This is a genomic window from Pseudomonas sp. S31 (assembly GCF_016648105.1).
In the GTDB taxonomy this organism is placed as follows: Bacteria; Pseudomonadota; Gammaproteobacteria; order Pseudomonadales; family Pseudomonadaceae; genus Aquipseudomonas.
On the sequence record NZ_JACVVE010000014.1, the window covers coordinates 102,679 to 126,461 of the forward strand.

At 63.0% G+C, this 23,783-nt stretch carries 22 protein-coding genes; 17 read left to right on the forward strand and 5 right to left on the reverse strand.

Going from position 1 to position 23,783, the window contains the following annotated elements; all coding sequences use genetic code 11:
- Positions 1–5: 5 nt before the first annotated feature.
- On the reverse strand, positions 6–1,175 hold the full coding sequence (locus IAE37_RS12935; RefSeq protein WP_201174192.1) for a hypothetical protein: 1,170 nt from the start codon (positions 1,173–1,175) through the stop codon (positions 6–8).
- A gap of 140 nt (positions 1,176–1,315) precedes the next feature.
- Between IAE37_RS12935 and IAE37_RS12940 the strand changes: the two genes are divergently transcribed.
- From IAE37_RS12940 to nuoN, 15 genes are all read left to right on the forward strand, one after another.
- Positions 1,316–2,050: a secretin N-terminal domain-containing protein gene (locus tag IAE37_RS12940; protein WP_236409940.1), complete on the forward strand. Its 735-nt coding sequence runs from the start codon at positions 1,316–1,318 to the stop codon at positions 2,048–2,050.
- Between the two features lie 491 nt (positions 2,051–2,541).
- Complete coding sequence (gene aceA / locus IAE37_RS12945) at positions 2,542–3,867, forward strand: isocitrate lyase (protein ID WP_201174196.1); 1,326 nt, start codon at positions 2,542–2,544, stop codon at positions 3,865–3,867.
- Between the two features lie 726 nt (positions 3,868–4,593).
- On the forward strand, positions 4,594–5,007 hold the full coding sequence (locus IAE37_RS12950; RefSeq protein WP_011534614.1) for an NADH-quinone oxidoreductase subunit A: 414 nt from the start codon (positions 4,594–4,596) through the stop codon (positions 5,005–5,007).
- A 9-nt stretch (positions 5,008–5,016) separates the two neighbouring features.
- On the forward strand, positions 5,017–5,694 hold the full coding sequence (locus tag IAE37_RS12955; protein WP_201174197.1) for a NuoB/complex I 20 kDa subunit family protein: 678 nt from the start codon (positions 5,017–5,019) through the stop codon (positions 5,692–5,694).
- 78 nt (positions 5,695–5,772) lie between these two features.
- Complete coding sequence (gene nuoC / locus IAE37_RS12960) at positions 5,773–7,554, forward strand: NADH-quinone oxidoreductase subunit C/D (RefSeq protein ID WP_166883157.1); 1,782 nt, start codon at positions 5,773–5,775, stop codon at positions 7,552–7,554.
- Between the two features lie 2 nt (positions 7,555–7,556).
- Positions 7,557–8,054 carry an NADH-quinone oxidoreductase subunit NuoE gene (gene nuoE, locus IAE37_RS12965; RefSeq protein ID WP_003251433.1) on the forward strand — a complete coding sequence of 166 codons (498 nt, stop codon included), beginning with the start codon at positions 7,557–7,559 and terminating at the stop codon, positions 8,052–8,054.
- Positions 8,051–9,412 (forward strand): NADH-quinone oxidoreductase subunit NuoF, encoded by a 1,362-nt coding sequence (gene nuoF / locus IAE37_RS12970; RefSeq protein WP_201174199.1) that lies wholly within the window; start codon positions 8,051–8,053, stop codon positions 9,410–9,412. Before nuoE ends, nuoF begins: the two co-directional genes overlap by 4 nt.
- Before the next feature lie 132 nt (positions 9,413–9,544).
- On the forward strand, positions 9,545–12,259 hold the full coding sequence (gene nuoG / locus IAE37_RS12975) for an NADH-quinone oxidoreductase subunit NuoG (protein WP_201174202.1): 2,715 nt from the start codon (positions 9,545–9,547) through the stop codon (positions 12,257–12,259).
- Positions 12,256–13,263, forward strand: a complete 1,008-nt coding sequence (gene nuoH / locus IAE37_RS12980; RefSeq protein WP_054884882.1) for an NADH-quinone oxidoreductase subunit NuoH — start codon at positions 12,256–12,258, stop codon at positions 13,261–13,263. The genes nuoG and nuoH overlap by 4 nt, the downstream gene beginning before the upstream one ends.
- An 11-nt stretch (positions 13,264–13,274) precedes the next feature.
- A complete protein-coding gene (gene nuoI, locus IAE37_RS12985) occupies positions 13,275–13,823 on the forward strand; it encodes an NADH-quinone oxidoreductase subunit NuoI (protein WP_011534620.1) in 549 nt (182 codons plus the stop codon).
- Between the two features lie 10 nt (positions 13,824–13,833).
- Positions 13,834–14,334, forward strand: a complete 501-nt coding sequence (gene nuoJ, locus IAE37_RS12990) for an NADH-quinone oxidoreductase subunit J (RefSeq protein ID WP_201174204.1) — start codon at positions 13,834–13,836, stop codon at positions 14,332–14,334.
- A 3-nt stretch (positions 14,335–14,337) separates the two neighbouring features.
- A complete protein-coding gene (gene nuoK / locus IAE37_RS12995) occupies positions 14,338–14,646 on the forward strand; it encodes an NADH-quinone oxidoreductase subunit NuoK (RefSeq protein WP_023631349.1) in 309 nt (102 codons plus the stop codon).
- On the forward strand, positions 14,643–16,496 hold the full coding sequence (nuoL, locus tag IAE37_RS13000; RefSeq protein ID WP_201174206.1) for an NADH-quinone oxidoreductase subunit L: 1,854 nt from the start codon (positions 14,643–14,645) through the stop codon (positions 16,494–16,496). Before nuoK ends, nuoL begins: the two co-directional genes overlap by 4 nt.
- 58 nt (positions 16,497–16,554) lie before the next feature.
- Positions 16,555–18,087 carry an NADH-quinone oxidoreductase subunit M gene (gene nuoM / locus IAE37_RS13005; RefSeq protein WP_201174208.1) on the forward strand — a complete coding sequence of 511 codons (1,533 nt, stop codon included), beginning with the start codon at positions 16,555–16,557 and terminating at the stop codon, positions 18,085–18,087.
- Positions 18,088–18,094: 7 nt separating this feature from the next.
- Positions 18,095–19,564, forward strand: coding sequence for an NADH-quinone oxidoreductase subunit NuoN (gene nuoN / locus IAE37_RS13010; RefSeq protein ID WP_201174209.1), 1,470 nt, complete (start codon positions 18,095–18,097; stop codon positions 19,562–19,564).
- 67 nt (positions 19,565–19,631) lie between these two features.
- Here nuoN and IAE37_RS13015 read toward each other — a convergent pair whose 3' ends face one another.
- A complete protein-coding gene (locus IAE37_RS13015; RefSeq protein ID WP_201174210.1) occupies positions 19,632–19,895 on the reverse strand; it encodes an ogr/Delta-like zinc finger family protein in 264 nt (87 codons plus the stop codon).
- 199 nt (positions 19,896–20,094) lie between these two features.
- Here IAE37_RS13015 and IAE37_RS13020 point away from each other — a divergent pair, with 199 nt between their 5' ends.
- Positions 20,095–20,472 (forward strand): helix-turn-helix domain-containing protein, encoded by a 378-nt coding sequence (locus tag IAE37_RS13020; RefSeq protein WP_201174211.1) that lies wholly within the window; start codon positions 20,095–20,097, stop codon positions 20,470–20,472.
- A 2-nt stretch (positions 20,473–20,474) separates the two neighbouring features.
- Here the strand turns inward: IAE37_RS13020 and IAE37_RS13025 are convergent, their stop codons facing one another.
- The 3 genes from IAE37_RS13025 to IAE37_RS13035 are packed head-to-tail and all read right to left on the reverse strand — an operon-like array spanning position 20,475 to position 21,457.
- Entirely contained in the window at positions 20,475–20,822 is a 348-nt protein-coding gene (locus IAE37_RS13025; RefSeq protein ID WP_201174212.1) for a hypothetical protein, read from the reverse strand.
- Positions 20,815–21,204: a head completion/stabilization protein gene (locus IAE37_RS13030; protein ID WP_442967816.1), complete on the reverse strand. Its 390-nt coding sequence runs from the start codon at positions 21,202–21,204 to the stop codon at positions 20,815–20,817. Before IAE37_RS13030 ends, IAE37_RS13025 begins: the two co-directional genes overlap by 8 nt.
- 4 nt (positions 21,205–21,208) lie before the next feature.
- Complete coding sequence (locus IAE37_RS13035) at positions 21,209–21,457, reverse strand: response regulator transcription factor (RefSeq protein WP_201174213.1); 249 nt, start codon at positions 21,455–21,457, stop codon at positions 21,209–21,211.
- Positions 21,458–21,686: 229 nt separating this feature from the next.
- On the opposite strand from IAE37_RS13035, the gene IAE37_RS13040 reads away from it, so the two are divergent.
- Positions 21,687–23,750: a TonB-dependent receptor family protein gene (locus IAE37_RS13040; RefSeq protein WP_201174214.1), complete on the forward strand. Its 2,064-nt coding sequence runs from the start codon at positions 21,687–21,689 to the stop codon at positions 23,748–23,750.
- Positions 23,751–23,783 lie beyond the last annotated feature (33 nt).

The window sequence follows — 23,783 nt, forward strand, 5'->3', positions numbered from 1 at the left end:
CACCGCTATGACCCCGAGCGCCCGTCCCGGCCCAGCCACTCGGCCATGGCCCCATCCTCCAGGGCGTACTCGCCACGGTTGGCCTTCCATATCAGCTCCTTGTCCCGCAGGGCATCCAGGGCCTTCTGCACATTGGCGGTGCTGGCAGTGGCTTGCGCCTGGGCCTGCTCCAGCCTGCGGTTGACCGCAAGCAGGGTGTGCTCGGTAAACGGCGAGAACGGCTGGCGCCCCAGGGTACGCTCGGCCATCACCTGGAGTACGGCCTGCTGCAGGGGCGACAGGTCGTTCCAGGCACTTTCGTAGTCGCTCCATACGCCCGCCTGGTGATTGAGCGCGCCGGTACGCAACAGTTCACCCAGGTTGCCGGCCTCGCCCAGGCCAAGGCTCACTTCGGTGAGCAACTTGCCGAGCATTTCCGGGCGCCGGCCGACGCGCTCGAAGGCGTACTCCAGGTCCTCGACCTTGAACTGGTTGCTGGCGGCCAGGCGGCCGTTCCACAACGCGGTGATGAATTCGACGAAATCCCGGCCCAGCAGCGGAAACGGGGTGATGCTGGCGCCATAGAACGGCTGCTTGCTCTTGAGTACCAGGTTGGCCAGCTTGTCGCGGCTGGACCCGGTGAACACCAGGCGCAGGCCATCGGGCCGATCGCCCCGATTGAGGTGGTCGCGCGCGGCCTTGAGGGCGAACATGGCATTGACCCCTTCCTCGCTGTTCAGCGCATGCTGGGCTTCGTCGACGATCAGCACCAGCATCTGCCCACACACCTGGTGCAGCACGGCGAGCGCCTGGGCCAGGGTGGTGCCGGCCGGCAGTTGTGGCCGGGTAAAATCCCAGCTCAGGGTGCGCAACAGGTTGATCTTGTCGATGCCAGCCTTCTTCGCGGTGCGCGCCAGTGCGCTCTCGAAACCCGCCAATGCAGTGCCGATAGCGCCACTGATCAACGTCGCCGGGTCGGCGTCACGGTCCGACCACAGATCGACATACACCGGCAGCCAGCCGCGCCGCACGCACTCGGGAATGAAGTCGTTGTTGAGGAAGGTGCTCTTGCCGGTACGCCGGGGCGCCGCGAGGAACATGCCGGAGCTGAAGTCGACCAGCGACTCGCCAGCCAAGTCGCGCGCCAGGGCCTGAGCCAACTGCTCGCGGCGAAACATCGGGCGTGATGGAGTCATGTCAATATCCTCGTTTATCTGCATCACTATAATTTATAGCCTATAGGATAATCGAAGATAAAAGACAGCCTGTGATGCACAGCCGGCACGAGCCCGACAAATTTGCCATCATGATGATTCTACCCGCGGAGATCCCCCCCATGCCGCTACGCCCTCTCGTCGCCGCCCTGCTGTTGGCGACCAGCCTGGTGACCCAGGCCGCCACCGAGGTGCTGCCCCTGCAGCACCGTACCAGCGCCGAACTGCTGCCGACCGCCCAGGGCTTCCTGGGCAAGGACGGCACGGTCAGTGCCTTCGAGAACAAGCTGATCGTCAATGCCAGCCCCGAACGCATCGACGACTTGCGCGCCCTGCTGCAACAGCTCGATACCGCGCCGAAGCGCCTGCTGATCAGCGTCGACAACAGTGACAGCAACTTCCAGGACAACCGCGGTAACGCGCGAATCATCAACTACGGCACCTCCAATCGCGACGGCGGCCTGCAGCAGATCCAGGCCAGCGAGGGTCAGCCGGCATTGATCCAGGTCGGGCAGAGCATCCCCATCACCAGTACCAGCACCGACGGCTACGGGCGCATCCAGAGCAACACCGAATACCGTAATGTCACCCAAGGTTTCTACGTCACGCCGAGCCTGAGCGGAAACACCGTTCGTCTGCAAATAAGCAGCAATAACGATAGGATCAGCAACGAACGCGCAGATGTAGTGAAAGTGCAAAGTACCGACACGACAATCACGGGAGAGCTCGGCGAGTGGATCACCCTGGCCGGTTACAACCAGCAGAGCCAGGCCGACCAGGCCTCTTCCACCCTCACCTACAGCACCCAACGGGGTGAGAACATGACTTTGCGGGTAAAAGTCGACCTTCTGGACTGATCCCAGGCAATCCGAGGCCTCGACCAAGGGCCTCGAAACTGACCGGCAAGTCGCATTGGAACAAATATGTAGTACGACTAAAAAAGCACTACAAAACATTTGACAGGGTCTTTTTACCGAGGGCATGATGGCCTCGCTCCCGCTAATCAGGGGCCCTGGCAAGGGCCTTCGAAGCGCCCTCCTCCCACCCCTGGAGGCGCCTCGTGTCTATACGGCCCACAAGGCGGTTCGACGGGATTGCGACTGCAACGAAGAAGTTGTCCCGAGGGACGGAAGCGCATCACTACAGCACCGGCAATCGCGTCGCACCGCAGCAAGGCAACCACGAGCCGACCTGCACGGGCACACCCTGGCCGAGTCTGTACCTCCTTCCCCTTCGAGCCTTCACGTCGCACCGCAAGCCTGCGAACAGGACAGCCGCCTGGCACCCTGATCGGCATTCCGAGCATCAGCACAATTAACCCAAGATCGATGCGACGAGGTTTATTTCCATGGCACTGACACGCGAACAGCAAATTGCAGCCCTCGAAAAAGACTGGGCCGAGAACCCGCGCTGGAAAGGCGTGACCCGTACCTACACCGCCGCCGATGTCGTTCGCCTGCGTGGCTCCCTGCAGCCAGAGCACACCCTGGCTCGCCAAGGCGCAGAAAAACTGTGGAAGCTGGTCACCCAAGGTGCCCACCCCTCCTTCCGCCCAGAAAAAGATTTCGTCAACTGCATGGGCGCCCTGACTGGGGGCCAGGCGGTACAGCAGGTAAAAGCTGGCATCCAGGCCATCTACCTGTCCGGCTGGCAGGTTGCCGCCGACAACAACTCGGCCGAGTCGATGTACCCCGACCAATCGCTGTACCCGGTGGACTCGGTCCCGACCGTGGTCAAGCGCATCAACAACTCGTTCCGCCGCGCCGACCAGATCCAGTGGAAGGCCGGCAAGAACCCGGGTGACGACGGCTACATCGACTACTTCGCGCCGATCGTGGCCGACGCCGAAGCCGGCTTCGGTGGCGTACTCAACGCCTACGAACTGATGAAGAACATGATCGAAGCAGGCGCCGCCGGCGTGCACTTCGAAGACCAGCTGGCCTCGGTGAAAAAATGCGGCCACATGGGCGGCAAGGTACTGGTACCGACCCAGGAAGCCGTACAGAAGCTGGTGGCCGCGCGCCTGGCAGCTGACGTGGCGGGCGTGCCGACCATCATCCTGGCCCGCACCGACGCCAACGCCGCCGACTTGTTGACCAGCGACTGCGACCCATACGACCAGCCGTTCGTGATTGGCGACCGTACCCGCGAAGGCTTCTATAAAGTGCGTGCCGGCCTCGACCAGGCCATCGCCCGCGGCCTGGCCTACGCGCCGTACGCCGACCTGATCTGGTGTGAAACCGCCAAACCGGACCTGGACGAAGCCCGTCGCTTCGCCGAGGCGATCAAGAAGGAGTACCCGGACCAACTGCTGTCGTACAACTGCTCGCCTTCCTTCAACTGGAAGAAGAACCTGGACGACGCGACCATCGCCAAGTTCCAGCGCGAGCTGTCGGCCATGGGCTACAAGCACCAGTTCATCACCCTGGCCGGCATCCACAACATGTGGCACGGCATGTTCAACCTGGCGCACGACTACGCCCGCAACGACATGACCGCCTACGTGAAGCTGCAGGAGCAGGAATTCGCCGACGCCAGCAAGGGCTACACCTTCGTGGCGCACCAGCAGGAAGTGGGCACTGGCTACTTCGACGACATGACCACCGTGATTCAGGGTGGGGCTTCGTCGGTGACTGCGCTGACGGGTTCGACCGAGGAAGAGCAGTTCCACTGATAGTGGGGTGCTGAGCGAGGCCCGGGGTTCGACAGAGCCCCGGGCTTTTTTTATTTCTGCGCGGGCCTCTTCGCGGGACAAGCCCGCTCCCACAGGTACCGCACCGACATCAGCTACGGTGCAGATCCTGTAGGAGCGGGCTTGCCCGCGAAAGGGCCCGCGAGGTTGACGGCAATCCTGCAGATCAGGTCTATGCTTGTCACAGCACAGCAGCAAGGACCGCCCATGCCTAGTCCAAGCCACCTGCCCCTTCACACCCGCCGGCCTTCCTTATATAGGCACGCGCACCCTCTTGATCGACAAAACATTGATCCAGGACCGTACGCTCCCTGTCGCATGCTGGTAGAACGAGAGTTTTTCTCATTTGCAAGTAGGGAGGTACGTGCATGAACTTCATTACCCCGCCGAATATCCAACTTAAACCGGCACCCTCAAATGATATTAATTATCATTCCGAAACTTGCATTTCGTTACGGCGGGCAAGAAACATAATTAACAAAACCGTACGCAATCCCCGAAACTCAAGGGTTTCAGCCAGTTAGGCGCGGTTTTTGTTCTTAATCCTACGAATAAAGTTGCCACAGAAATTTTACTTGCTTCGGGTTTACCCATAAAATCAGCGCGATTGATTCAGCTGCGACATTTGGTCACTGCACCTGCGACACCACGTCGCCGCTCTACTTATTTCAGACTGCAGAGCTGGGTCTCTGTATAAGGATTTCTAGCATGTCCGATTCGGCAGGACTCATCGCCCACAACTGGGGCTTTGCCATCTTCCTCCTGGGTGTCGTCGGCCTGTGCGCCTTCATGCTCGGCCTCTCCAGCCTGCTCGGTAGCAAGGCCTGGGGTCGCGCCAAGAACGAACCCTTCGAATCCGGCATGCTGCCCGTCGGCAGCGCCCGCCTGCGCCTGTCCGCCAAATTCTATCTGGTCGCGATGCTGTTCGTGATCTTCGATATCGAAGCCCTATTCCTGTATGCATGGTCTGTGTCCGTCCGCGAAAGCGGCTGGACCGGATTCGTCGAAGCTCTCGTTTTCATAGCAATTCTGTTGGCAGGTCTTGTCTACCTATGGCGCGTCGGGGCCCTTGACTGGGCTCCCGAAGGTCGCCGCAAGCGGCAAGCGAAGCTGAAACAATGAGGCTTTGGCATGCAATACAATCTCACCAGAATCGATCCGGATGCGCCCAACGAGCAGTACCCGATCGGTGAACGGGAAACCGTCACCGATCAACTGCTAGAGGACCAGGTCCACAAGAACATCTTCATGGGTAAGCTCGAAGATGTGCTCAGTGGCGCGGTCAACTGGGGTCGCAAGAACTCCCTCTGGCCGTACAACTTCGGCCTGTCCTGCTGCTACGTGGAAATGACCACGGCCTTCACGGCACCCCACGACATCGCCCGCTTCGGCGCCGAAGTCATCCGGGCCTCGCCGCGTCAGGCCGACTTCATGGTCATCGCCGGTACCTGCTTCGTGAAGATGGCGCCGATCATCCAGCGCCTGTACGAGCAGATGCTCGAGCCGAAATGGGTCATCTCCATGGGTTCGTGCGCCAACTCCGGCGGCATGTACGACATCTACTCGGTCGTTCAGGGGGTCGACAAGTTCCTCCCCGTGGACGTCTACGTGCCTGGCTGCCCGCCGCGCCCCGAGGCATTCCTGCAAGGCTTGATGCTGTTGCAGGAATCGATCGGCCAAGAACGACGCCCGCTCTCCTGGGTGGTTGGTGATCAAGGCATCTACCGTGCCGAGATGCCTGCCCAGAAGGACTTGCGTCGTGAACAGCGCATTGCGGTAACCAACCTGCGCAGCCCCGACGAAGTCTGATCCAGCGACCTGCCGCCGCTCCCGAAGGAGCCGGCGGCCTGGCTTCATTCTTAACGCTGACCCAAAGCGACCGAGACCATGACAGCGGACAACGCTATTTTCATTCCGCCCTACAAGGCAGACGACCAGGATGTGGTCGTCGAACTGCATAACCGTTTTGGCGCCGACGCATTCGTCGCCCAGGAAACCCGCACCGGCATGCCCGTGCTGTGGGTCAAGCGCGCCCAACTGAAGGAAGTGCTCAGCTTCCTGCGTGGCGTCGCCAAGCCGTACAGCATGCTGTACGACCTGCACGGCGTCGACGAACGCCTGCGCACCCAGCGCCGTGGCCTGCCGGCCGCCGACTTCAGTGTGTTCTACCACCTGCTGTCGATCGAGCGTAACAGCGACGTGATGATCAAGGTGTCGCTCAGCGAAGGCGACCTGAACCTGCCATCGGTGACCGGCATCTGGCCGAACGCCAACTGGTACGAGCGCGAAGTCTGGGACATGTTCGGCATCGACTTCGCCGGCCACCCGCACCTCAGCCGCATCATGATGCCGCCGACCTGGGAAGGTCACCCGCTGCGCAAGGACTACCCGGCCCGAGCCACCGAGTTCGACCCCTACAGCCTGACCCTGGCCAAGCAGCAGCTCGAAGAGGAATCGGCACGCTTCAACCCTGAAGCCTGGGGCATGAAGCGCCAGGGCGCCAACGAGGACTACATGTTCCTCAACCTCGGCCCCAACCACCCGTCGGCTCACGGTGCCTTCCGTATCGTCCTGCAGCTGGACGGTGAAGAGATCGTCGACTGCGTACCGGACATCGGCTACCACCACCGTGGCGCCGAGAAAATGGCCGAGCGCCAGTCCTGGCACAGCTTCATCCCCTACACCGACCGTATCGACTACCTCGGCGGGGTGATGAACAACCTGCCGTACGTACTCGCGGTCGAGAAGCTGGCTGGCATCCAGGTGCCGCAGAAGGTCGACGTGATCCGCATCATGCTGGCCGAGTTCTTCCGCATCACCAGCCACCTGCTGTTCCTGGGTACCTACATCCAGGACGTCGGCGCCATGACCCCGGTGTTCTTCACCTTCACCGACCGCCAGCGCGCCTACACCGTGATCGAGGCGATCACCGGCTTCCGCCTGCACCCGGCCTGGTATCGCATCGGTGGCGTCGCCCACGACCTGCCGCGCGGCTGGGACAAGCTGGTCAAGGACTTCGTCGAATGGCTGCCCAAGCGCCTCGACGAGTACACCAAGGCTGCCTTGCAGAACAGCATCCTCAAGGGTCGTACCATCGGCGTCGCCGCGTACAACACCAAGGAAGCCCTGGAATGGGGTACCACCGGTGCCGGCCTGCGTGCCACCGGTTGCGACTTCGACCTGCGTAAAGCGCGCCCGTACTCCGGCTACGAGAACTTCGAGTTCGAAGTACCACTGGCCCACAACGGCGATGCCTACGATCGCTGCATGGTCCGTGTCGAAGAGATGCGCCAGAGTATCCGCATCATCGACCAGTGCCTGCGCAACATGCCGGAAGGCCCGTACAAGGCGGACCACCCGCTGACCACGCCGCCACCGAAAGAGCGCACCCTGCAGCACATCGAGACCCTGATCACGCACTTCCTGCAAGTCTCGTGGGGCCCGGTCATGCCGGCCAACGAGTCGTTCCAGATGATCGAGGCGACCAAGGGCATCAACAGTTACTACCTGACGAGCGATGGCGGCACCATGAGCTACCGCACCCGGATCCGTACCCCGAGCTACCCGCACCTGCAGCAGATCCCTTCGGTGATCAAAGGCAGCATGGTCGCCGACCTCATTGCGTACCTGGGCAGTATCGACTTCGTTATGGCTGACGTGGACCGCTAAGCATGAACAGCACGCTTATCCAGACAGACCGTTTCGCCCTGAGCGAGACCGAGCGCTCGGCCATCGAGCACGAAATGCATCACTACGAGGACCCGCGCGCGGCGTCCATCGAAGCCTTGAAGATCGTCCAGAAGGAACGTGGATGGGTGCCGGACGGCGCCATCCACGCCATCGGCGAAGTGCTGGGCATCCCGGCCAGCGACGTCGAGGGTGTCGCCACCTTCTACAGCCAGATCTTCCGCCAGCCCGTTGGCCGTCACATCATCCGCGTGTGCGACAGCATGGTCTGCTACATCGGCGGCCACGAATCGGTGGTCAGCCAGATCCAGAGCGAGCTGGGCATCGGCCTCGGCCAGACCACCGCGGACGGGCGTTTCACCCTGCTGCCGGTGTGCTGCCTGGGCAACTGCGACAAGGCCCCGGCGCTGATGATCGACGACGATACCTTTGGTGACGTGCAGCCCGCTGGCGTCTCCAAGCTGCTGGAGGGTTACGTATGACCATTACTTCCTTCGGCCCGGCCAACCGCATCGCGCGGACGGCCGAAACCCACCCGCTGACCTGGCGCCTGCGTGACGACGGCGAGCCGGTGTGGCTCGCCGAGTACGAGTCGAAGAACGGCTACGCCGCTGCCCGCAAGGCACTGGCAGACATGTCCGCCGACGACATCGTGCAGAGCGTCAAGGATTCCGGCCTCAAGGGCCGGGGCGGTGCAGGCTTCCCCACTGGTGTGAAGTGGGGCCTGATGCCCAAAGACGAATCCATGAACATCCGCTACCTGCTGTGCAACGCGGACGAAATGGAGCCCAACACCTGGAAGGACCGCATGCTGATGGAGCAACAGCCCCATCTGCTGGTCGAGGGCATGCTGATCAGCGCCCGCGCCCTGAAGGCCTACCGTGGCTACATCTTCCTGCGTGGCGAGTACACCACCGCGGCGAAGAACCTCAATCGCGCCATCGATGAAGCCAAGGCTGCGGGCCTGCTGGGCAAGAACATCCTCGGTTCGGGCTTCGACTTCGAGCTGTTCGTTCACACCGGTGCCGGGCGCTACATCTGCGGTGAAGAAACCGCACTGATCAACTCGCTGGAAGGCCGCCGCGCCAACCCGCGTTCCAAGCCGCCCTTCCCTGCCGCCGTGGGCGTGTGGGGCAAGCCGACCTGCGTGAACAACGTCGAGACGCTGTGCAACGTGCCGGCCATCGTCGCCAACGGCAACGATTGGTACAAGTCGCTGGCCCGCGAAGGCAGCGAGGACCACGGCACCAAGCTGATGGGCTTCTCTGGCAAGGTGAAGAACCCGGGCCTGTGGGAGCTGCCATTCGGCGTGACCGCCCGCGAGCTGTTCGAGGACTACGCCGGCGGCATGCGCGACGGCTTCAAGCTCAAGTGCTGGCAGCCTGGTGGTGCCGGTACCGGCTTCCTGCTGCCCGAGCACCTCGACGCCCAGATGTACGCCGGTGGCATCGCCAAGGTCGGCACCCGGATGGGCACTGGCCTGGCCATGGCGGTCGACGACAGCATCAACATGGTCTCGCTGCTGCGCAACATGGAAGAGTTCTTCGCCCGCGAGTCGTGCGGTTGGTGCACCCCATGCCGCGACGGTTTGCCGTGGAGCGTGAAGATGCTGCGCGCACTGGAGAAAGGCCAGGGCCGCGCCGAAGACATCGAGACGCTGCTGGGGCTGGTCAACTTCCTCGGCCCAGGCCGTACCTTCTGTGCTCATGCACCGGGGGCGGTAGAGCCGTTGGGCAGTGCCATCAAGTACTTCCGCTCGGAGTTCGAGGCCGGTGTGGCGCCTGAAAGCGCTGGCACCCTGCGCCCGAACCTGGCGAAGCCCATTGTGGTAGGCGCATAACAAGATGCAGCGCGGGTGGTCCGTGCCACCCGCCAGCCTGCCGGCCGGCCCGCATGACGCGTGGCGTGCCGCAGGCTTACAGATTTCCATTAGCCACGCCCGCTCACGCGGGCCAACGAAGAACTTTGAACAATGGCCACTATCCACGTAGACGGCAAAGCGCTCGAAGTCAACGGTGCGGACAACCTGTTACAGGCATGTCTGTCACTAGGCCTCGATATCCCCTATTTCTGCTGGCACCCGGCGCTCGGTAGCGTCGGTGCCTGCCGGCAGTGTGCGGTCAAGCAGTACACCGACGAGAACGACACCCGTGGTCGTATCGTCATGTCCTGCATGACCCCTGCCTCCGACGGCACCTGGATCTCCATCGACGATGACGAGTCCAAGGCGTTCCGCGCCAGCGTCGTCGAATGGCTGATGACCAACCACCCGCACGACTGCCCGGTGTGCGAGGAAGGCGGTCACTGCCACCTGCAGGACATGACGGTGATGACCGGCCACAACGAGCGCCGCTACCGTTTCACCAAGCGTACCCACCAGAACCAGGACCTCGGCCCGTTCATCGCCCACGAGATGAACCGCTGCATCGCCTGCTACCGCTGCGTGCGCTACTACAAGGACTATGCCGGTGGCACCGACCTGGGCGTATACGGCGCCCACGACAACGTGTACTTCGGCCGCGTCGAGGACGGCGTGCTGGAGAGCGAGTTCTCCGGCAACCTGACCGAGGTCTGCCCGACCGGCGTGTTCACCGACAAGACCCACTCCGAGCGCTACAACCGCAAGTGGGACATGCAGTTCGCCCCGAGCATCTGCCACGGCTGCTCCAGCGGCTGCAACATCAGCCCGGGTGAGCGGTACGGCGAACTGCGTCGTATCGAGAACCGCTTCAACGGCTCGGTCAACCAGTACTTCCTGTGCGACCGTGGCCGTTTCGGCTATGGCTACGTCAACCGCAAGGACCGCCCACGCCAGCCGCTGCTGGCCGACGGCACCAAGCTGAGCCTGGACGCTGCCCTGGACAAGGCCGCCGACCTGCTGCGCGGCCGTACCATCGTCGGCATCGGTTCGCCTCGCGCCAGCCTCGAGAGCAACTATGGCCTGCGTGAACTGGTCGGCGCCGAGTACTTCTACTCGGGCATGGAGGCCGGTGAACTGGCCCGCGTACGCCTGGTGCTCGACGTACTGAACAACAGCCCGCTGCCGGTGCCGACCCTGCGCGACATCGAAGACCACGACGCGGTGTTCGTGCTCGGCGAAGACCTGACCCAGACCGCCGCCCGCGTCGCCCTGGCCGTACGCCAGGCCACCAAGGGCAAGGCCGCGGCCATGGCCGAAGGCATGAAGGTACAACCGTGGCTCGACGCCGCGGTGAAGAACATCGGCCAGCACGCGCTGTACCCGCTGTTCATCGCTTCGCTGGCTGAAACCAAGCTCGACGACGTCGCCGAAGAATGCGTGCACGCCGCCCCGGCCGACCTCGCCCGTATCGGTTTCGCCGTAGCCAACGCCATCGATCCAAGCGCCCCGGCCGTCGAAGGCCTGGACGCAGAGGCCAAGGCCCTGGCCCAGCGCATCGCCGATGCCCTGGTCGCGGCCAAGCGCCCACTGGTGATCGCCGGTACCTCCCTGGCCGACCCGGCCTTGATCGAAGCCGCCGCCAACATCGCCAAGGCCCTGAAGCTGCGCGAGAAGAACGGCTCGCTGAGCCTGGTGGTCCCCGAGGCCAACAGCCTGGGCATGGCCATGATGGGTGGCGAGTCGGTGGATGCCGCGCTGGACGCGGTGATCAGCGGCAAAGCCGACGCCATCGTGGTGCTGGAGAACGACCTGTACGCCCGCGTACCGGCCGCCAAGGTCGACGCTGCCCTGGCCGCGGCCAAGGTGGTGATCGTTGCCGACCACTCCAAGACCCCGACCGTCGACCGCGCCCACCTGGTGCTGCCAGCGGCCTCGTTCGCCGAAGGCGACGGCACCCTGATCAGCCAGGAAGGCCGTGCCCAACGCTTCTTCCAGGTGTTCGACCCGCAGTACCTGGACAGCAGCATCCTGGTCCACGAAGGCTGGCGCTGGTTGCACGCCCTGCGTGCCACCCTGCTGAACAAGCCGGTCGACTGGACCCAGCTGGACCACGTCACCAGCGCCTGCGCCGAGGCCGCCCCGCAACTGGCCGGTATCGTCAACGCAGCGCCAAGCGCCGCGTTCCGCATCAAAGGCATGAAGCTGGCCCGCGAGCCGCTGCGCTACTCCGGCCGTACCGCCATGCGCGCCAATATCAGCGTGCATGAGCCGCGTACCCCGCAAGACAAGGACACCGCGTTCGCCTTCTCCATGGAAGGCTACTCGGGCTCCGCCGAACCGCGCCAGCAGGTGCCGTTCGCCTGGTCGCCGGGCTGGAACTCGCCGCAGGCCTGGAACAAGTTCCAGGACGAGGTCGGTGGCCATCTGCGTGCCGGTGACCCGGGCGTGCGCCTGATCGAATCGCAAGGTGACCGCCTGAACTGGTTCAACGCCATCCCGGGCGCCTTCAACCCAGCCCGTGGCACCTGGACCGCCGTCCCGTTCTTCCACCTGTTCGGCAGCGAAGAGAGCTCCTCGCGCGCCGCTCCGGTACAAGAGCGCATTCCGGCTGCCTACGTGGCCCTGGCCAAGTCCGAAGCCGACCGCTTGGGTGTCAACGAAGGCGCTCTGCTCAGCCTGAACGTTGCCGGCGTGGCCCTGCGCCTGCCGCTGCGTATCAATGAAGAACTGGGCGCTGGCCTGGTTGCGTTGCCCAAAGGCCTGGCCGGCATTCCGCCTGCCATCTTCGGTGCATCCGTCGAAGGTCTGCAGGAGGCAGCACAATGAGCTGGTTCACCCCCGAAGTGATCGATGTGATCCTCACCGTGGTCCGGGCCATCGTGGTCCTGCTCGCGGTGGTGGTCTGCGGCGCGCTGCTCAGCTTCGTCGAGCGCCGCCTGCTGGGTTGGTGGCAGGACCGCTACGGTCCGAACCGCGTCGGCCCGTTCGGCATGTTCCAGATCGCCGCCGACATGCTGAAGATGTTCTTCAAGGAAGACTGGAACCCGCCCTTCGTCGATCGCATGATCTTCACCCTGGCGCCGGTCGTGGCCATGAGTGCCCTGCTGATCGCCTTCTGCGTGATTCCGATCACCCCGCTGTGGGGCGTCGCCGACCTGAACATCGGCCTGCTGTTCTTCTTCGCCATGGCCGGCCTGTCGGTCTACGCCGTGCTGTTCGCCGGCTGGTCGTCGAACAACAAGTACGCCCTGCTGGGCAGCTTGCGTGCCTCGGCACAGACCGTGTCGTACGAAGTGTTCCTGGGCCTGGCGCTGATGGGCGTGGTGGTGCAGGTGGGCTCGTTCAACATGCGCGACATCGTCGAGTACCAGGCGCAGAACCTGTGGTTCATCATTCCGCAGTTCTTCGGCTTCTGTACCTTCTTCATCGCTGGCGTCGCCGTGACCCACCGTCACCCGTTCGACCAGCCGGAAGCGGAACAGGAACTGGCCGACGGCTACCACATCGAGTATGCCGGCATGAAATGGGGCATGTTCTTCGTCGGTGAGTACATCGGCATCATCCTCATCTCGGCGCTGCTGGTGACCCTGTTCTTCGGCGGCTGGCACGGCCCGTTCGGCATCCTGCCGCAACTGTCGTTCCTGTGGTTCGCGCTGAAGACCGCGTTCTTCATCATGCTGTTCATCCTGCTGCGCGCCTCGATCCCGCGCCCACGCTATGACCAGGTGATGGACTTCAGCTGGAAGTTCTGCCTGCCGCTGACCCTGATCAATTTGCTGGTGACCGCTGCGATCGTGCTCTACAACACGCCAGCCGTCGCGGCCCAGTGAGGATTTGACCCATGTTCAAGTATATCGGCGACATCGTTAAGGGCACCGGCACTCAGCTGCGCAGCCTGGTGATGGTGTTCTCCCACGGGTTCCGCAAGCGCGACACCCTGCAATACCCCGAAGAGCCCGTGTACCTGCCGCCGCGCTACCGCGGCCGCATCGTCCTCACCCGCGACCCCGATGGCGAGGAGCGCTGCGTGGCGTGCAACCTCTGCGCGGTGGCCTGCCCGGTCGGCTGCATCTCGCTGCAGAAGGCCGAGACCGAGGACGGCCGCTGGTACCCGGAGTTCTTCCGCATCAACTTCTCGCGCTGCATCTTCTGCGGCCTGTGCGAAGAGGCGTGCCCGACCACCGCGATCCAGCTGACTCCGGATTTCGAAATGGCCGAGTTCAAGCGTCAGGACCTGGTGTACGAGAAAGAAGATCTGCTGATCTCCGGCCCCGGCAAGAACCCTGACTACAACTTCTACCGTGTTGCGGGTATGGCGATCGCTGGCAAGCCGAAAGGCTCCGCGCAGAACGAAGCCGAGCCGATCAACGTGAAGAGCTTGCTCCCATAAGGACAGAAAGATGGAATTCGCTTTCTACTTCGCATCCGGGATCGCCGTGGTCTCCACCCTTCGGGTGGTGACCGGCACCAACCCCGTGCACGCCCTGCTCTACCTGATCATTTCGCTGATCTCCGTCGCGATGATCTTCTTCGCCCTGGGTGCGCCGTTTGCCGGCGCCCTGGAAGTGATCGCCTACGCTGGCGCCATCATGGTGCTGTTCGTCTTCGTGGTGATGATGCTCAACCTCGGGCCGGCCTCGGTCGCCCAGGAGCGCGGCTGGCTCAAGCCCGGTATCTGGGCGGGGCCGGTGATCCTCGCCGCGCTGCTGCTGCTCGAGCTGCTGTACGTGCTGTTCGTCACCCCGAGCGGCGCTGCCATCAGCGGTACCACCGTCAGCCCGAAAGAGGTAGGTATCAGCCTGTTCGGCCCGTACCTGCTGGTGGTCGAACTGGCCTCGATGCTGCTGCTCGCTGCAGCCGTCACCGCCTTCCACCTGGGCCGCAACGAGGCGAAGGAGTAAATCATGGGTGCTATCCCCCTCGAGCATGGTCTGGCGGTCGCCGGCATCCTGTTCTGCTTAGGTCTGGTTGGCCTGATGGTCCGCCGCAACATCCTCTTCGTGCTCATGAGCCTGGAAGTCATGATGAACGCCGCTGCCCTGGCGTTCATCGTCGCCGGTGCCCGTTGGGTCCAACCCGACGGCCAGGTGATGTTCATTCTGGTGATCAGCCTGGCAGCCGCCGAGGCCAGCATTGGCCTGGCCATCCTGCTGCAGCTGTATCGCCGCTTCCACACTCTCGACATCGATGCTGCCAGTGAGATGCGCGGATGAACCTTCTCTTCCTGACTTTCGTCTTCCCCCTGATCGGCTTCCTGCTGCTGTCGTTCTCGCGCGGGCGGTTCTCGGAGAACCTCTCGGCGCTGATCGGCGTCGGCTCGGTCGGCCTTTCGGCCGCCACGGCTGCCTACGTCATCTGGCAATTCAATGTCGCCCCGCCTGAAGGCGGTGCATACAGCCAGCTGTTGTGGCAGTGGATGTCGGTGGACGGCTTCGCGCCGAACTTCACCCTCTACCTGGACGGCCTGTCGGTCACCATGCTCGGCGTGGTCACCGGCGTCGGCTTCCTGATCCACCTTTTCGCCTCCTGGTACATGCGCGGCGAAGCCGGTTACTCGCGCTTCTTCTCGTACACCAACCTGTTCATCGCCAGCATGCTGTTCCTGATCCTCGGCGATAACCTGCTGTTCATCTACTTCGGCTGGGAAGGCGTGGGCCTGTGCTCGTACCTGTTGATCGGTTTCTACTACAGCAACCGCAACAACGGTAACGCGGCGCTCAAGGCGTTCATCGTCACCCGTATCGGCGACGTGTTCATGGCCATCGGCCTGTTCATCCTGTTCGCCCAGCTGGGTACCCTGAACGTGCAGGAGCTGCTGGTGCTGGCACCGCAGAAGTTCCAGGCTGGCGATACCTGGATGGTGCTGGCGACCCTGATGCTGCTGGGTGGCGCGGTCGGTAAATCGGCCCAGCTGCCACTGCAGACCTGGCTCGCCGACGCGATGGCCGGCCCGACTCCAGTGTCGGCGCTGATCCACGCGGCAACCATGGTGACCGCGGGCGTGTACCTGATCGCCCGTACCAACGGCCTGTTCCTGCTGGCGCCGGACATCCTCCACCTGGTGGCTGTGGTCGGTGGCGTGACCCTGGTCCTGGCCGGCTTCGCCGCCCTGGTGCAGACCGACATCAAGCGTATCCTCGCCTACTCGACCATGAGCCAGATCGGCTACATGTTCCTGGCCCTGGGCGTCGGCGCCTGGGACGCGGCGATCTTCCACCTGATGACCCACGCCTTCTTCAAGGCCCTGCTGTTCCTTGCCTCCGGTGCGGTGATCGTTGCCTGCCACCACGAGCAGAACATCTTCAAGATGGGCGGCCTGTGGAAGAAACTGCCGCTGGCCTACGCCAGCTTCGTGGTCGGTGGCGCTGCCCTGGCTGCCCTGCCAGTCGTGACCGTTGGCTTCTACTCCAAGGACGAGATCCTCTGGGAAGCCTTCGCCAGCGGCAACACCGGCCTGCTGTACGCCGGCCTGGTCGGCGCGTTCATGACCTCGCTGTACACCTTCCGCCTGATCTTCATCGCCTTCCACGGCGAAGCCAAGACCGAAGCCCACGCCGGCCACGGCATCAGCCACTGGCTGCCACTGGGCGTGCTGATCGTGCTCTCGACCTTCATCGGCGCCTGGATCCACCCGCCGCTGGCAGGCGTGCTGCCTGAAAGCGCCGGCCACGCCGGTGGCGAAGCCAAGCACGCGCTGGAGATCACCTCGGGTTCCATCGCCATCGCCGGTATCCTGCTGTCGGCCCTGCTGTTCCTGGGCAAGCGCCGCTTCGTCAGCGCCGTCGCCAACAGCGGCATCGGCCGCGTGCTGTCGGCCTGGTGGTTCGCCGCCTGGGGCTTCGACTGGATCTACGACAAGCTGTTCGTCAAACCTTACCTGCTGATCAGCCACATCCTGCGCAAGGACCCGGTTGACCGCAGCATCGGCCTGATTCCTCGTCTGGCGCGCGGCGGCAACGTCGCCATGAGCAAGACCGAAACCGGCCAGCTGCGTTGGTACACCGCTTCGATCGCCGTTGGCGCAGTGCTGGTACTCGGCGCTGTGGTAGTGGCGGCGGTATGACCATGAAGCTTGCGAACCTTGCGAACCTTGCGACTCTGCAAAAGGAAACGAACCCGTCATGATTTTGCCTTGGCTGATCCTGATCCCCTTCATCGGCGGCTTCCTGTGCTGGCTGGGTGAGCGCTTCGGCGCCACCCTGCCGCGCTGGATCGCGCTGCTGACCATGTCCCTGCTGCTCGGCATCGGCCTGTGGCTGTGGGCTCACGGCGACTACACCCTCGCGCCCGCTCCAGGTGCCGAACCGGCCTGGGCCCTGGAATACAAAGTCCAGTGGATCCAGCGCTTCGGCATCAGCATCCACCTGGCCCTCGATGGCCTGTCGCTGCTGATGATCCTGCTCACCGGCCTGCTCGGTGTGCTGTCGGTACTGTGCTCCTGGAAAGAGATCCAGCGTCACGTCGGCTTCTTCCACCTCAACCTGATGTGGATCCTCGGCGGCGTGGTCGGTGTGTTCCTGGCCCTGGACCTGTTCCTGTTCTTCTTCTTCTGGGAAATGATGCTGGTGCCGATGTACTTCCTCATCGCGCTCTGGGGTCACAGCTCGGCAGACGGCAAGAAGACCCGGATCTACGCGGCGACCAAGTTCTTCATCTTCACCCAGGCCAGCGGCCTGATCATGCTGGTGGCGATCCTCGGCCTGGTGCTGGTCAACTACACCAACACCGGGGTCATCACCTTCAACTACAGCGACCTGCTCAAGGCCGAGCTGCCAGCCGGCACCGAGTACCTGCTGATGCTGGGCTTCTTCATCGCCTTCGCGGTGAAGCTGCCGGTGGTGCCGTTCCACTCCTGGCTGCCTGACGCCCACGCCCAGGCACCGACCGCAGGTTCCGTGGACCTGGCCGGTATCCTGCTGAAGACTGCTGCCTACGGCCTGCTGCGCTTCGCCCTGCCGCTGTTCCCGAACGCCTCGGCGGAGTTCGCGCCGATCGCCATGACCCTGGGCCTGATCGGTATCTTCTACGGTGCCTTCCTGGCCTTCGCGCAAACCGACATCAAGCGCCTGATCGCCTTCTCCAGCGTCTCGCACATGGGCTTCGTACTGATCGGTATCTACTCCGGCAGCCAGCAGGCCCTGCAAGGTGCGGTGATCCAGATGCTGGCCCACGGCCTGTCGGCCGCCGCGCTGTTCATCCTGTCCGGCCAGCTGTACGAGCGCCTGCACACCCGTGACATGCGTCAGATGGGTGGCCTGTGGCACCGCATCGCCTACCTGCCCGCCATCAGTCTGTTCTTCGCCGCCGCTTCCCTGGGCCTGCCCGGCACCGGTAACTTCGTCGGCGAGTTCCTGATCCTGCTCGGCAGCTTCGTGCATGTGCCATGGATCACCGTGATCGCCACCACCGGCCTGGTCTTCGGTTCGGTCTACTCGCTGATCATGATCCACCGCGCCTACTTCGGCCCGGCCAAGGCCGATACCGTGCTGGCCGGCATGGACGGTCGCGAGCTGGTCATGGTGCTGGGCCTGGCGGTATTGCTGATCCTGCTGGGCGTGTATCCGCAGCCGTTCCTCGACACCTCTGCCGCCACCATGAGTGGTGTACAGCAGTGGCTCGGTTCCGCTTTCACTCAACTCGCTTCGGCCCGGTAAGAGCGCTATGGAATTCACCACTCAACACTTCATCGCATTGGCGCCGATGCTGATCACCACCCTCACCACGGTGGTGGTGATGCTGGCGATCGCCTGGAAGCGCAACCACTCGCAGACCTTCCTGCTGTCCACCGTCGGCCTGAACCTGGCCCTGCTGTCGATTTTGCCGGCGCTGAAGGTCGCGCCGCTGGCGGTCACTTCGCTGATCACCATCGACAAGTTCGCCTGCCTGTACATGGCGATCATCCTGGTCGCCACCCTGGCCTGCGTGACTCTTGCCCACGCCTACCTCGGCGAAGGTGCCAAGGGCTTCCCGGGCAACCGTGAAGAGCTGTACCTGCTGCTGCTGATGTCGGCCCTCGGTGGCCTGGTGCTGGTCAGCGCCAACCACCTGGCTGGCCTGTTCATCGGCCTTGAGCTGCTGTCGGTACCGGTCTATGGCCTGGTGGCGTACGCCTTCTTCAACAAGCGTTCGCTGGAAGCCGGCATCAAGTACATGGTGCTGTCGGCTGCAGGCTCGGCCTTCCTGCTGTTCGGCATGGCCTTGCTGTACGCCGACGCCGGCAGCCTGACCTTCGACCAGCTGGGCAAGGCCCTGGCCGCTACCAGCATGCCAAGCCTGTTGGCCCAGCTGGGCCTGGGCATGATGCTCGTCGGCCTGGCCTTCAAGCTGTCACTGGTACCGTTCCACCTGTGGACCCCGGACGTCTACGAAGGTGCTCCAGCACCGGTCGCCGCGTTCCTCGCCACTGCCAGCAAGGTGGCGGTGTTCGCCGTGGTCGTGCGTCTGTTCATGCTCTCCCCTGCTGCCAGCAGCGGCGTGCTGAGCACCGTATTGGCGGTCATCGCCGTGGCGTCGATCCTGATCGGTAACCTGCTGGCCCTGACCCAGAGCAATCTCAAGCGCCTGCTCGGTTATTCGTCCATCGCCCACTTCGGCTACCTGCTGATCGCCCTAGTCGCCAGCAAGGGCCTGGCCCTGGAAGCCATGGGCGTGTACCTGGTCACCTACGTGATCACCAGCCTCGGTGCTTTCGGTGTCATCACCTTGATGTCCTCGCCCTACGGCGGCCGTGATGCCGACGCACTGTACGAGTACCGCGGCCTGTTCTGGCGCCGTCCGTACCTGACTGCGGTACTGACCGTGATGATGCTGTCGCTGGCGGGTATCCCGCTGACCGCCGGCTTCATCGGCAAGTTCTACATCATCGCCACCGGCGTCGAGTCGCAGCTGTGGTGGCTGGTCGGCGCACTGGTGATCGGCAGTGCCATCGGTGTCTACTACTACCTGCGCGTCATGGTGACCCTGTACCTGGTCGAACCGAACCTGCGTCGCCACGACGCCCCGCTGAAGTGGGAACAGCGTACCGGCGGCGTGATGCTGCTGGCCATCGCCATTCTCGCCTTCGTCCTCGGCGTCTACCCGCAACCCCTGCTGGAGCTGGTGCAACACGCCGGCTTGCAGTTGCTCGGCTGATCACGGCGCAAGGAAAAACACCCCGCTCATGCGGGGTGTTTTTTTATCTGCGTCAGCTAGCGCTCCGCTATTTGGCCGATGAGGAACGGTTTTCCGCAAGGCCGACGGTGCGTCGTAGTTCGCTGTTGGCCGAGGGCAGGTGGACCGCCGGATTGGGCGTGCCACTCGGAGACAGTTCATGGGTCATTTCGAATTCGGCCCTGACCGACCAACCGCAGGCTTCGTTGATGCACTGCAAGTAAGCGACTCTCAAGAAGATATGCCGCCCCTCACTGGTACGAATACGCATCTTGCTGTTGCAGTGCGGACAGACCAACTTATACGTACTCAAGATAAGTACCTGCCATGTTTGAAAACTGGTGCGTCCTGTAGGATTAATCGCGCACCTGCGTCAGTATTTATTACGGCACAGCCAGGGTATTCCATTAATTCACGATACATTCCGAACCATCCTCAAAATGCAGGGTTGATACTCTCAATGATTAGTTTAAGCCAGGGAAACGCCATAATAACAGTCAAGGATATCCATAATGAGTAGTGAATTTTTCGCTTCGGTGTTCGCTCGTCTCAAGCAACTGACCGGTTCGAACACTGATGTACAGTTGGCCCGCGCTCTGGGCGTCAGCCCGCAAACGCTCAGCAGCTGGAAGGTGCGCGCGAGCGTTCCTTACTCCATATGCGTAGAGCTTGCTAGAAAGAACGCCTGCTCGCTCGACTGGTTGTTGCTGGGTGAAGGGACACTGGGCAACCAAGCCGAGGGCCAGACTCATTGGGAAAATGAAGCCCTCGAGTGCTTGCGCAGCCTCTCCCTGACCGACCGGCAGGCCGCGTTGCTGTACATGAAGGACAAGCAGCGCCTTCAGGAGTTGGAGCGCAAGCTCGATAGGCTGGATGCCCTCCCAGGCTGACTTCAGCGGCGCCAGCGCTGCAGGATGTCGCGCATGTCCACCGCATCCAGCCATGCCATGAGCTTCAGATAGACCGGAATGACCGCCACCGCCGCAACGAACGCAGCCATCCCACGGGTGAGCGAGGGCACCAGGGAGGTCAACAAGGGCTCGAACAGATAACCCACGCCCATGGCCAGGAATACCAACAGCAGATGGCTGAACACCGCTAGCCGTTTGCGCGGCTCCAGGATAAGTCGGCCACGCGCGAGGGCGATCAGCACGGCTCCCAACAATGCGCCGAACAACACCCGGCCCTCGGCTTCGACACGCTCGCGCAGCACACTGCGCACCCACTCGAAATCATCCATGCCCCACCTTCTTGCCGGCAACGGATAGCTGGCCAGTGCTGGCGAGCGCCTTCATCACTGCCGCTTCCAGATAACGTACATAGCACAGCGACAGCGCACGCCCCTGTCGATGCCCACCAATGTCCTCCAGGCGTTGATAACCCCGACCGCGCAGGGCTGTCCGCCAGGTGGCGAATTCCTTCGCTGCCTCGATGGCCGCGCAGCGTACGGCAAGGCCCAGGCCTGCATCGCTGACCCGCGCCTCCAGCGCCAGTCGCTTGCGCAGTACCGGCAAGTCGATGCGCGGCCAGAACGGGTCATGACAATCCGGGAAGCGTGGCATGCAGGCCAGCGCCTCACGCTCGCACGCGAGACCAGGCAGAGCCATTGGGTTTCGGTTCATGCCATCATTCCTCGGAGAGCATGCCATAGCGAATGGCCTTGATTACGGCGGCAACGCGGGTGGAGACATCGAATTTGCGCAGTATGTTGCCCACATGGAAATTCACCGTGGATTCCTGGCATTCGAGGATCTGGCCAATTTCCCAGGAGCTTTTTCCGTAGGCGCACCACAGCAGTACCTTTTCTTCGCGAGGCGTCAGGCGAATCGGAAAGTCCGCAGAATGCTCGGCTATCGGTTGTAGGTTGGTATTCATCATCTGCCTCCAGAAATCATTGCCGATAACGACGAGCCAAGGTCCCGCCGCAGTCCGCCTCAACTTACGCAGCCCGATGCCCGCGCTCCACTCGTGCGGCTTGTAAACAACCCGCGTACAAATCCGTTCCCATCAGTGGCCTGCAAAGAACTGAAATTACGCGTGCTTTGCGCGGCGTTTCGCTCGTCACAACGCCACTGTCTTTTCTCCCTTCGCCTGGAGTTGTTCGATGCGTCCCGTTTTGCCCCTTTCATCCTGCCTTGGCCTGATGGCCCTGTTCACGGCTGGCCAGCCCGCTTCGGCTGCACCGGCGATCGAGCTGGGCCAGGTGCTGATCAACGATGAGCAGCAGAGCGAACTGGAGGATGCCCGCGCACGCCTGCAGGCAGTGCCCGGCGCCAGCAACCTGATCGACATGCAGGGCGTGGGGCAAGGCCGGGTTGCCAGCAACCAGGACGTGCTGGCCTACCAACCCGGGGTGTTCGCCCAATCGGCGGGCAACGACGGCATCAAGCTGTCGATCCGTGGCTCGGGCATCAACCGCGCACCCGGCGCCCATGGTTCCGGGGTGTACACGATGTTCGACGGCCTGCCGCTGACCGGCCCCGGTGGTACCCCCTACGAACTGTTCGAGCCGCTGTGGCTGAGCCGCGCCGAGGTGCTGCGTGGCGCCAATGGCTTCGACCAGGGTGCCCTGGCACTGGGCGGGGCGATCAACTACGTGACCCACACCGGCTACGACGCGGCGCCCTTGCAGGTGCGCTACGAGGTCGGTAGCCGCGGCTACCAGCATCGCCACATCAGTTCCGGCCAGGTGCTGGGCAACCTCGATTACTACGTGGCCCTGACCGACTCGGAATACGACGGCTACCAGGAACACAGCAGCGGCAGCTCCAAGGGCATCGCCGCCAACGTCGGCTACCGCTTCAACCCGAACCTGGAAACCCGCTTCTACCTGCGTTACCGGGAAACCGAAAACGACCTGGCCGGGCGCCTGACCAAGGAGCAGATCAAGCACCATCCCCGTGCGGCCAACCCTGGTTACCTGTCGCGCAACGACAGCCGCCCGCAGCCCGGCAGCACCTGGGTCGGCAACAAGACCACGTTCTATCTCGACGACGACTCTCGCCTGGAAGCGGGGCTGGTGTATCACGACTATCCGATGGACCTGCGCGAAGGCGCCATGCGCTTGAAGGTCGCCTATACCGATGTCAGCGGCACGATGAACTACTTCCGTCGTGACACCCTGTTTGGCCTTGAAAGCAAGACCACTGTCGGCTGGCGCACCACCAAACATCTACCGAACAGCGGCGCCTCACAGTTTTCGCGGGTCAACGATGTGGTCGGTGAGCGCGCGCGCGACTTCAGCTACCAGGGCTCGGATACCGTGCTGCATGTGGGTAACGACCTGGAGCTGATACCCGATCTGTGGCTTACCACGGGCCTGGCGATGATCTATACCCGTCGTGAAAGCGATGTCACCTACCCGGCCAGTGGCGGCAAGGTCAGTCAACATGATTGGGACTATGCGCCACGCATTGGCCTGCGCTACGACATTCGCCCGGACTTGCAGGTCTACGGCAATCTCAGCCGTTCAGTGGAGCCACCACATCCGTGGTCCCTGGTCTGGAGTGCGCCGGTCACCAATCAGCCCATGAAGATGCAGAACCAGACCGCGACCACTTTGGAACTGGGTGCCCGCGGGGAGTCGGCCCTGGGGCATTGGGATCTGGCCTGGTACTACTCACAGGTGCGTCATGAACTGCTCAACGTGGAAGTCGTGCAAGGCTTGCCGTTCAAGGAGTTCAACGCCAGCCCCACCGTGCACCAGGGTGTCGAAGCCGGCCTGGACAGCACCCTCTGGGAGGACCCCGGAACTGGCAAGCTGAGCCTGCGCCAAGCCTACACCTTCAGCGACTTCCACTACCGCGACGACGACCAGTTCGGCGACAACCGCCTGCCGGGCATCCCCATGCACTACTACCAGGCCGAACTGCGCTACGACTGGCCGAGCGGATTCTACGCCGGGGTCAATACGCAAATGGCCTCGAAGGTGCAGGTCGACTACGCCAACAGCTACCACGCCGATGCCTACATGCTGCTCGGCGCGCGCCTGGGCTGGGATTCGCCGAAGCAGGACTGGCAGACCTGGCTCGACCTGCGCAACCTCACCAACAAGCGCTATGCCGCAACGGTAACGCCGGGGTACGACGACGCCGGCCAGGATGTCGCTCGCTCGACGCCAGGGGAAGGTTTCGGGGTGTATGCCGGGGTTTCGTACAGTTTCCGCTGAAACCCCGAACCGTCCATATCGCCGAAAAGGGGC